This is a genomic window from Candidatus Dormiibacterota bacterium (assembly GCA_035532035.1).
Classification (GTDB): Bacteria; Vulcanimicrobiota; Vulcanimicrobiia; order Vulcanimicrobiales; family Vulcanimicrobiaceae; genus Tyrphobacter.
Genome location: DATKRS010000016.1, coordinates 50,353 through 60,488, shown reverse-complemented (window position 1 = coordinate 60,488; position 10,136 = coordinate 50,353). Strand labels below are relative to the sequence as shown.

The following is a 10,136-nucleotide window of genomic DNA, read 5'->3' as shown; positions in this document are numbered from 1 at the left end:
AAGACGGCGATCGTGGAAGGGCTCGCGCAACGCATCGTGCGCGGCGACATTCCCGAGGGGTTGAAGAACAAGCGCATCGTTCTGCTCGATATGGGGGCACTGATTGCCGGCGCGAAGTATCGCGGCGAGTTCGAAGAGCGGCTCAAGGCCGTCCTCAAAGACGTTACGTCCGCACAGGGACAGATCGTGCTCTTCGTCGACGAGCTTCACACCGTCGTCGGCGCCGGCAAGGCCGAGGGCGCGATGGATGCGGGTAACCTCCTCAAGCCGATGCTCGCGCGCGGCGAACTGCACATGATCGGCGCGACGACGCTCGACGAGTATCGCAAGTACATCGAGAAGGACGCCGCGCTCGAGCGGCGCTTCCAACCGGTCTTCGTCGATCAACCTTCGCCGGAGGACACGATCTCGATTCTGCGCGGCTTGAAAGAGAAGTACGAAGCGCACCACGGCGTGCGCATCAAAGACGCGGCGCTCGTCGCAGCGGCGGTGCTGTCGAATCGCTACATCGCCGACCGCTTTCTGCCGGACAAGGCGATCGACGTCGTCGACGAAGCTGCGGCGAAGCTGCGCACGGAGATCGACTCGATGCCGCAGGAGCTCGACGAGGTCTCGCGCCGCGTGATGCAACTCGAGATCGAGCGGGAAGCGCTGCGCAAGGAGAGCGATCGCGCGAGCCGCGAGCGACTCGAAGCGTTGGAGCGCGAGCTTGCGACGCTACGCGAGCAGCAGGCGAGTCTGCGCGTGCGGTGGGAGGCGGAGAAGAGCGCCGCCGTTGAGCTGCGCGCGTTGCGCGAACGCATCGCACAGACGAAGGTGCAGATCGAGCAGGCCGAGCGCCAGTACGATCTCAACACGGTTGCCGAACTGCGTTACGGTACGCTCGCGCAGCTCGAAAAACAGCTGGCGAATGAAGAGCAACGCCTGACGCAACGCGACGGCGCGCGCCTCTCCAAGGAAGAAGTCGACGAAGAGGACGTTGCGGAGGTCGTCGCACGCTGGACCGGCATCCCGGTCGCGAAGCTTCTGGAAGGCGAGAAACAGAAGCTGCTCCACCTCGACGAAGAGCTTCACAAGCGCGTCATCGGCCAGGACGAGGCTGTCGATGCGGTCGCCGAAGCGGTGATCCGCTCCCGCTCCGGACTCTCCGATCCCAATCGCCCGATAGGCTCGTTCATCTTCCTTGGGCCGACCGGCGTCGGCAAGACCGAGCTCGCGCGCGCTCTTGCAGAGTATCTCTTCGACGACGAGCGCGCGCTGATTCGCATCGACATGTCGGAGTACCAAGAGCGCCACACGGTAGCGCGCCTCATCGGCGCACCGCCCGGATACGTCGGCTTCGAAGAAGGCGGCCAGCTCACGGAGGCCGTGCGCCGGCGCCCGTATTCGGTCGTGCTCTTCGACGAGGTAGAGAAGGCGCACACCGACGTCTTCAACGTCTTTCTGCAGATTCTCGACGACGGAAGGCTCACGGACGGCCAGGGCCGTACGATCGATTTCCGTAACACGATCGTCATCATGACGTCGAATGTCGGCAGCGACCGCATTCTCGACTTCAAAGGCTCCCTCGACGGTGCCGACTACGCGGTGATGCGGGCGACCGTGCTCGACGAGCTGCGGCGCCACTTCCGGCCGGAGTTTCTCAATCGCGTCGACGAGACGATCGTTTTCCACGCGCTCACGGAAGAGCAGCTCATGCAGATCGTCGAGATTCAGCTGCGCCGGGTGCGCGAACGGCTCGAGGATCGCCGCATCTCGCTCGATGTTGCCGACGATGCAAAACGCCACCTCGTGCGCTCGGGATACGACGCCACATACGGTGCGCGGCCGCTGAAGCGCACGATTCAGCGCGAGCTCGAGACCTCTCTCGGACGCAAGATTCTCGCCGGCGACATTCCGGACGGCAGCACGGTCGAGATCGGATACGATCGCGTGCGAGGCGAGGTGACATTTACCGTAAAAGAGCGGGCAGCCGCCCTCGTCTAAGAGCCTGTCTTAGGTGCCGGTGTCGGCGCCCGCATGGAAGACGAACTTGACGATCAGCCGGTCGAGCGTTGCGGCAGCCGCCGGCGTCCCGTAGTTGACGTACAGCTGATCGCCGTTGTGGAAGCGCTGCTGATAGGCTATGGCCAGATCCGTTCCGACGGCGGGAGCGAAGCCGCCGTAGCCGTTGATCGAGCGCAGCGCTACGGTCAGCGTGCTATCCGTCGCGACGCTATAGCCGAGCGAGATGCGGCGCAGCCATTGTGAGGTCAAGGGGCCGGCGACCAGCGGCCGCTCGTACGTCCCGTCGTAATCGACGCCAAGCGTGAGGCGATCGCCGATCACGCGCGTCATCGAGAGCGTGAAGAGATGCACCTCGTTGCTTCCGAACGTCCCCCACGCGTAATCGGTGTTGATGGGATTCGGCGTCGCGTCGCCGTAGTCGACCGGCACGTTCATCAGGTTGAAGGCTTGCGTCACGCCGCCGCGATAGCAAGGGTATCCGGTAAAGTACGACACGCCGATCGTCGGGCCGGTGCAATCCGCCCCGGACGGGATCGCGTATGAGCGCAGCTCGCCGATCGCCGGACCCAGGCCGTCGAGCGAGAGACCGTTCGTGAAGATGACGTTCGCAAAGACGCCCGTGTCCGCTTGGTGCACGGCGCCGCTCTCGTCGAGAAACCGGTCACCCTCGATGAACGCGCTCCAGCTCTTGATTCCCGGTGAGGAGCCTCCCGTGAAGTCTACGATCGACTGCGGCCCCCTGATATCGGAGTTCGCGGTGTAGCCGTCGATCGGGTTGTAGTTCGGCGCGATGTCCAGATAGCCGACGTTGACTTCGTAGTTCGGTTTGTGGACGTCTGCGAATGTCTCGAACATCGTCGCGCGTCCATTCGGGACCCAGGTGCCGCTCTCGAACGAGTAATCGGCGAAAGTGATGAGGCCGGTTTTGAGATTGCGCGTCTCCACGCCGCCCTCGACGGTGGAGTCGTCGCCCGCCAGCGAGTGATGCGCGAGCACGCCATCGGTCCAGTAGAGGAACGAGTTGTCTTGGAGCGCGTGCTCGTACCCGAACGCCTCGTCGTCGAACGTGCTGCCGGTGGTAGCGTCGAAACCGCGGAAGCTCATGATGCCGAAGCTCTGATCGCCGAACGAACCCTCGACCTTCCCGCCGCGATCGAACGCGCCGACGCTGGGTGAGTAGAAGATGACGTTCTGCCCGGTCGAGAACGAGCCGGTCGTCGTGCGCATTCCGGAGGCCGCATTGACGAATACCGCGCCTTGGGCGAAGAACGGGCGGTACTCGACGAGCTGGCGGCGGAACTCCTGCGGCGCGATGGTCTCTTGGTCGACTTCGACGTTCGAAAAATCGGGATTGAGCGTCCCGACGAAGTCGATCGTCGACGTCAGCGGCACGCTGACGTCGATACCGTAGTGGCGGACGCTCTGTGGTAAGAACAGTTGATCCGGCTGCTCGAAGAGGTTTCGATCGCGCCCAACGCTCTCGAGCAGGTACGCGTCCGCGCGTGGCTGTGGGCGCGAGGCCGCACTCGCGACAACGTGCAGCGTGCCCGCGGCCCAGAAGCGCGCGTCGACGAAGGCGGGCCACTGACCCGCCGGAAAGTCCTGCATGATGCCGTTGTAAGCCCACGCGTAATGCTCGCCTTTCGCCGCGATCGATCGCACGAACTGAAACCGCCACGTCTGTGTGCCGGCGTGGGGAACGTGTAGAACGTCGAGCGGGACGATCATGACGGCGTTCCATCCCCCCGGCGTGCGTGCGGCCGCCGACCGCCAGCGCGGCCGGAAGCGCACGTTCTCGTTCGCCTGCTGGTACCGCGTTGCCAGCGGCGTCGTCTCGAAGTAGTAGTCCTCGCTCCCGGCACCGCTCGGATCGACGCCGATCCCGACGAAATCGTCGATGCCGAAGCCGACGTCGTTGACCGTCTGCGTGGCGGTAATCGGCGTTCCGCGCTGCTCGACGCGGAATGCAACGTAGAGATACCGATCGTCGTAGAGCACGTACGCCTGGGTGCGCTCGTTCGCGGGAGAGCGCGTCGTTATGTTCTCCCACGCACCGCCATTCGGAACCCGGCCGGCGTTCCACGCGGGGTCGCGCAGCGCCGGATCGAGCGCGAGTGCGTGCGGCGCGCGGGCGACGGGAAACGAAAACGTCGCCGTGACGGCTGCCTGAGCGCGTCCGAGCGTTAGGGCTGCCAATAGAACGGCAGAAACGACGAGCGGACTCGCGCGCCGCGCGCGAGAAGCTTCAAACCATGAGACTTGCATCGATTCTTGCCGTCTTCTCACTGCTCTGTGCGAGCTCCGCCTTGGCGGCGCCGTCGTCTTTCACCATGGCGCAAGTACTGGCGTATCCATTTCCCGACACGATCGTACGCGACGCGTCGGGACGCGCGATCGCGTACGTCCTCGACACGCGCGGCGTTCGAAGCCTGTGGTTCGCGCGCGCGCCGGCGTTTGCGCCGAAGGAGCTCTTCGCATCCAACGGAGATGACGGCCAAGAGATAAGCAATGTTTCGATCTCGAACGACGATTCGCACGTCGTCTACGTACGGGGAGGCGACCACGACGCGAACTGGCCCGAGCCTTTGCAGCCCGGTCCGGATTCGAGTCCCGTGCAGCCGCAGATGCAGGTGTGGTCGGTTGCGACGCGCGGCGGAGCGCCGGTGGCTATCGGCGACGGCGATACGCCGGCGATCTCTCCCGACGCAACGCGCGTTGCCTTCACGAACGGCGGAGCGGTCATGGAGGCGCCGATCGACGGCGCGAGTGCCGCGAAGCGCTTGTTCTTCGATCGCGGCCAAGACTCCGATCTTCAGTGGTCGCCGGACGGTTCGGCGCTCGCCTTCGTCTCGGCGCGCACGGATCACAGCTTCATCGCGCTCTACCGCAGCGCCGGCAAGCCGATCGAGTACGTCGCCCCGACGACGTCGCAAGATTTCAATCCGCGCTGGTCTCCGGGCGGGCGTCGCATCGCGTTCATTCGTCTCCACGGCGACGGCGGTCCGCCGCGTAATCCCCTCGAGTGGAATCCCATGCCGTGGCAGATTCTCGTTGCCGACGCGCGCTCCGGGCAGGCGCACCGCGTCTGGGCAAGCGGCGAGGGGAAACGCGATTCGCTGCCGATAACCGGTGGCGGCCCCTTCGTCGCATGGACTGCGCACGACCGCTTGATCTTCAACAGCGAACGCGACAACTGGCCGCATCTCTACGCGGTCTCGGCCAACGGCGGCGCCGTGCGGTTGCTGACGCCGGGCGCGTACATGGTCGAAGAGACCTCGGTCACACCCGACCGGCAATCCGTCGTCTACACCGCGAATACCGGATCGACGCCCGGTGACGACGACCGCCGCCATCTCTTCCGCGTCGACGTAGGCACCGGACGGGTTGCCGAGCTCACCGCCGGTGCGAGCAGCGAGACCGGACCGGTCGCGCTCGCAGACGGCGTGGCGTTCAATCGTACGACGGCGCAACAGCCGCCGCTCGTGAGCGTGCTCTCCGGCGGAACGCGCCGCACGCTCGATGCGGATCAGCTCGCGAGCGACTTTCCGACTTTACAGCTCGTGACGCCGCGCGAGGTTGCCTTCCGCGCGGCAGACGGATGGCTCATCCACGGGCAGATCTTCGAGCCGCTCGGTGGCGGGAAGCACCCCGGCGTGATCTTCGTGCACGGAGGTCCGCCGCGGCAGATGCTGCTGACGTGGCATTACATGGATTACTACTCGAACGGCTACGCCGTGAACCAATACCTCGCAAGCCGCGGCTTCGTCGTGCTCTCCGTCAACTATCGGCTCGGCGTCGGATACGGACACGATTTCAACTTTCCGGCGCGTTGGGGGCCGACCGGCGCCTCCGAGTATCAAGACGTCGTCGCCGGCGCGCGCTTCTTACAGCGCGACTCGCGCGTGGACCCGGCGCGTATCGGTATATGGGGCGGATCGTACGGAGGGTATTTGACCGCACTCGCTCTCGCCCGTAACTCCGACATCTTCAAGGCTGGGGTTGACTTTCACGGCGTTCACGACTGGTCGTTCGACATCGCCAATCCGGTGTGGGGATTCACGCAGCCTAAGCGTTACGAGCAGTACGACACGCGGGCGCTGATGCGCCTCGCATGGCTCTCGTCACCCGACTCGGCGATCTCGACGTGGCGATCGCCGGTGCTCCTGATCCAGGGTGACGACGACCGCAACGTGGAGTTTCACCAGATGGTCGATCTGGTCGAGCGCCTGCGCCGGACGCACGTGCACTACGAGCAAATGGTCATCCCGAACGAGATCCACGGCTTCCTGCGCTACGCCTCGTGGCTGCGTGCCGACACGGCGACCGCGCGATTCCTGGAGCGGGAGTTACGCTAGCGCGTCAGTGCGGAGGCCTCTCTACGCCTTGCCTTGAGACGCTCGCTCTCGCTCAGGATGCGCTTGCGCAGGCGAATCGATTTCGGCGTTACCTCGACGAGCTCGTCGTCTTCGATGAACTCGATAGCGCGTTCGAGCGAGAGCTCCTCGGGCGGCGCCAGCTTGACGTTCTCGTCGGATCCCGCAGCGCGCATGTTGGTGAGCTTCTTCTCGCGGACGACGTTTAGCGCGACGTCGAACGAATCGTTGGCGCGGCCGACGATCATGCCTTCGTAGATGTCTATCCCGGGTCCGACGAAGAAGCGGCCCCGTTGCTCGACGCCCATCAAGGCATAGCCGGTTGCCCGGCCGGTGTCGCTTGCGACGAGCGCGCCCACCGCGCGAGCCGGCAACTCGCCCTGCCACGGCTGGTGGTCGTAGTACGTGTGCGACATCACGGCGGTGCCGCGGGTGAGCGTGAGCAGCTCGCCCCGCAGCCCGAAGATGGCGCGCGTCGGCATCGTGTACTCGAGCCGCCGCGACTCCGCAATCGGAATGAGGTTCGACATCGTGGCTTTGCGCCGGCCGAGCGCTTCGATAGCCGCGCCGGCGAAGCTCTCGGGAACGTCGATGACGACGTACTCGACGGGCTCGTAGCGCGCGCCATTGCGCTCGCTGACGATCACCTGCGGCTTGGAGACGGCAAGCTCGTACCCTTCGCGGCGCATCGTCTCGATCAAGATTGCCAAGTGCAGCTCTCCGCGTCCGCGCACCTCGAAGGTGTCGGGCGAGGGCGTATCCAGTACGCGCAGGGCGACGTTCGATTCCAGCTCGCGAACGAGACGCTCGCGAATCTGTCGCGACGTGAGAAACTTGCCTTCACGCCCCGCAAACGGCGAGGTGTTGACGCTGAAGAACATCGATACGGTCGGCTCGTCGACGGCGACGGCGTGCAGGCCTTCGGGTGCGTCGCCATCGGCGATCGTGTCGCCGATGTTGAGATCCTCGATGCCGGAGATGCAGACGATGTCGCCCGCCGATGCTTCGTCGACCTCTAGACGCTCGAGGCCTTGAAACGTCAGCAGCTTCGTGAGGCGCAGGCCGGTCGTGACGGCTCCGTCGCGCGCGACCTTGGCAATCGGCATGTTGACGCGCGAGAAGCCGCGGAAGATGCGTCCCACGCCGATGCGGCCGACGTACTGATTGTGGTCGATCGCGGAGATGAGCAGCTGAAAGGAGCCGTCTTCCGCCGGCGCCTCGGGTACGCGAGCGAGGATGGCCTCGAAGAGGGGTTCGAGATCGCTGCCTTCATCGTCGAGCGAGCGCTTTGCGATTCCGGCCTTCGCATTGGTGTAGATGACGGCAAAGTCGGCCTGCACGTCGGCTGCGCCGAGCTCGATGAAGAGATCGAAGACGTCGTTGACGACTTCCACGGGACGTGCGTCCCTGCGATCGATTTTGTTGATCACGACGATCGCCCGCAAGTCGAGCTCCAGGGCCTTGCGCAGTACGAATCGGGTTTGCGGCATCACACTCTCCGCCGCGTCGACCAGCAGGAGCACGCCTTGCACCATCTGCAGTACGCGCTCGACCTCCCCGCCGAAGTCGGCGTGACCCGGGGTGTCGACGATGTTGAACTTCACGCCGCCGTGGCGAATCGCGGTGTTCTTTGCGAGGATCGTGATGCCGCGCTCGCGTTCGAGCGGGTTTGAGTCGAGGACGCGCGTCTCCACCGCTTGCCCCTCGCGAAAGACGCCGCTCTGCCTCAGCATCGCATCGACGAGCGTGGTCTTTCCGTGATCGACGTGTGCAATGATTGCGACGTTGCGAAGATCCGAGCGAGTGCGCACCGCGCTTGCTTGCCCATCGGCTCGTGATGCCCTGCAAACGTAGGGTCGCACGAGGCTACGGCATTGCGGGGCGTTGCGTAAAGCTTGGGTAAAGCAGCGCGCGCATGCGCCACGCCCGAAACGCCGGGAAAACGCCGTGGGATAAGGGCCCGACCAAACGCCGCGCGTACCGCGTCTCGATTGCGTGCTGGGGAGGCAGCCGTAAAGGCATTGTAAGCATGCGACGGCGCGGTCGATGACACGCTGTACGGAGGATTTTACCGTATGCGTACCATCGTTGCTGCTGCAATACTCACCGCGTTCGCGTGCGTACCGCCGGCCGTCGTCGCCTCGGCGCACGGCCGCTCGGACGTCGCGCTCTCCCGAATGGCTCCGGCCGACGAATACTTCGGCCGTCAAAAAGAGAGCGTGCTCGAGATTCGCAATCGCCTCGACGTCTTCGATCACAGGTCGGACGACGAAATGCTCGAGCCCGGCACGCGCCATGCCCTCGACGATCTGCGAGACGCGATTCGGGACTGGGAACGCAAGTATCCCGGCGACCCGTGGCTGCCCCGCATGCTCGACCGTCTCACGCGCGATTACCAGCGGGCCGCCAACGAAGGGGACTAAGGAGTCCCGTCCTGGGCGGCCCGCCAGGGCAAGGCATCCATTCGCTCGGCGGCTAAGCTGGCGCCATGAACGCTTCGGTCAACGTCGGCAACACCGCATTCATGCTCATTTGCGCGAGCCTCGTCATGCTCATGACGCCGGGGCTCGCGTTCTTTTACGGGGGCTTGGTGGGGCGCAAGAACGTGCTCACCATCATGATCCAGAGCTTCATGTCCCTGGGCTGGACGACCGTCATCTGGTATGCCTTTGGGTACTCACTGTGCTTCGGACCGGATTGGCACGGGATCATCGGCAACCCGCTGACGTATGCGTTCCTCCACGGGATCACGCTGCACACGATGTTCACCGGCAACACTGCCGGCATCCCTCTCATCGTGCACGTGGCCTATCAAATGATGTTTGCGATCATCACGCCCGCGCTGATCACGGGAGCGTTCGCGAACCGCGTGACGTTCAAAGCATACTTTCTCTTCCTGACGGCATGGCTGATCTTCGTGTACTTCCCGTTCGTGCACATGCTTTGGAGCCCGGACGGCGCGCTTGCGAAGTGGGGTGCACTCGACTTCGCGGGTGGTCTCGTCGTGCACGCGTCGGCCGGTTTCGCGGCGCTGGCATCGGTCATCTTCGTGGGGCGCCGCCACGTCGTCGAAAACAAACCGCACAACGTGCCGCTCATCGCGCTCGGCACGGGGTTGCTCTGGTTCGGCTGGTACGGCTTCAACGCCGGTTCGGAGCTGCGCGTCGACGCCGTGACGGCCGCGGCGTTCCTGAATACCGACGTTGCCGCGTCCTTCGCCGCAATCACGTGGCTGTTCATCGAGTGGGCGCACGGACGCCAGCCGAAGTTCGTCGGATTGCTCACCGGCGCGGTCGCCGGCCTCGCCACGATCACTCCTGCTGCCGGATACGTTTCGCCGACGACCGCCGTCATCTTCGGCCTGCTCGCCGGTGCGATTTGCTACTACGCCGTCGCGCTCAAGAACCGGATCCGCCTCGATGACGCACTCGACGTATGGGGCGTGCACGGGGTGGGCGGATTCCTCGGCATCACGCTGCTCGGGATCTTCGCCTCGAAGGCCTGGAATCCGAACGGCGCCGACGGCTTGCTCCTCGGCGGCGGCGCGTTCTTCGTCAAGCAAGTGGTTTCCGCGCTCGTCTGCAGCATCTGGGCGTTCGCGTTCACCTACGGGATGCTCTGGCTCATCAGCCGCATCACGGTGACGACCGTCGGGCAGGACGTCGAGGAGGGCGGGTTGGACATGCACCTGCACGGTGAGGAAGCATACCCGCTGGGGCTCTAGACGCCTAGCAGCCGGATCTCAGGATGGAATCT

General features: G+C 64.7%; 6 protein-coding genes. 4 read left to right on the top strand and 2 right to left on the bottom strand.

The genetic code is table 11. The features are described 5' to 3' along the window. Nucleotides 1–1,986: AAA family ATPase (locus tag VMV82_05515; GenBank protein HUY41008.1), on the top strand; the 1,986-nt coding region annotated here is incomplete at its 5' end. A gap of 9 nt (nt 1,987–1,995) precedes the next feature. Here VMV82_05515 and VMV82_05510 read toward each other — a convergent pair. Beyond that, entirely contained in the window at nt 1,996–4,203 is a 2,208-nt protein-coding gene (locus VMV82_05510) for a hypothetical protein (protein ID HUY41007.1), read from the bottom strand. Between the two features lie 56 nt (nt 4,204–4,259). On the opposite strand from VMV82_05510, the gene VMV82_05505 reads away from it, so the two are divergent. Next, nucleotides 4,260–6,362, top strand: coding sequence for a prolyl oligopeptidase family serine peptidase (locus VMV82_05505; GenBank protein ID HUY41006.1), 2,103 nt, complete (start codon nt 4,260–4,262; stop codon nt 6,360–6,362). Here the strand turns inward: VMV82_05505 and typA are convergent. Then, on the bottom strand, nt 6,359–8,191 hold the full coding sequence (typA, locus tag VMV82_05500) for a translational GTPase TypA (protein HUY41005.1): 1,833 nt from the start codon (nt 8,189–8,191) through the stop codon (nt 6,359–6,361). The genes VMV82_05505 and typA overlap by 4 nt on opposite strands. Before the next feature lie 264 nt (nt 8,192–8,455). Here typA and VMV82_05495 point away from each other — a divergent pair, with 264 nt between their 5' ends. Next, nucleotides 8,456–8,803: a hypothetical protein gene (locus tag VMV82_05495; GenBank protein ID HUY41004.1), complete on the top strand. Its 348-nt coding sequence runs from the start codon at nt 8,456–8,458 to the stop codon at nt 8,801–8,803. A gap of 65 nt (nt 8,804–8,868) precedes the next feature. Beyond that, nucleotides 8,869–10,104: an ammonium transporter gene (locus VMV82_05490; protein ID HUY41003.1), complete on the top strand. Its 1,236-nt coding sequence runs from the start codon at nt 8,869–8,871 to the stop codon at nt 10,102–10,104. Nucleotides 10,105–10,136 lie beyond the last annotated feature (32 nt).

Bases quoted from the DNA above. Each gene is read 5' to 3' on its own strand.
- VMV82_05490 (HUY41003.1), top strand. From the start codon at position 8,869: ATGAACGCTTCGGTCAACGTCGGCAACACCGCATTCATGCTCATTTGC.
- VMV82_05505 (HUY41006.1), top strand. From the start codon at position 4,260: ATGAGACTTGCATCGATTCTTGCCGTCTTCTCACTGCTCTGTGCGAGC.
- VMV82_05495 (HUY41004.1), top strand. From the start codon at position 8,456: ATGCGTACCATCGTTGCTGCTGCAATACTCACCGCGTTCGCGTGCGTA.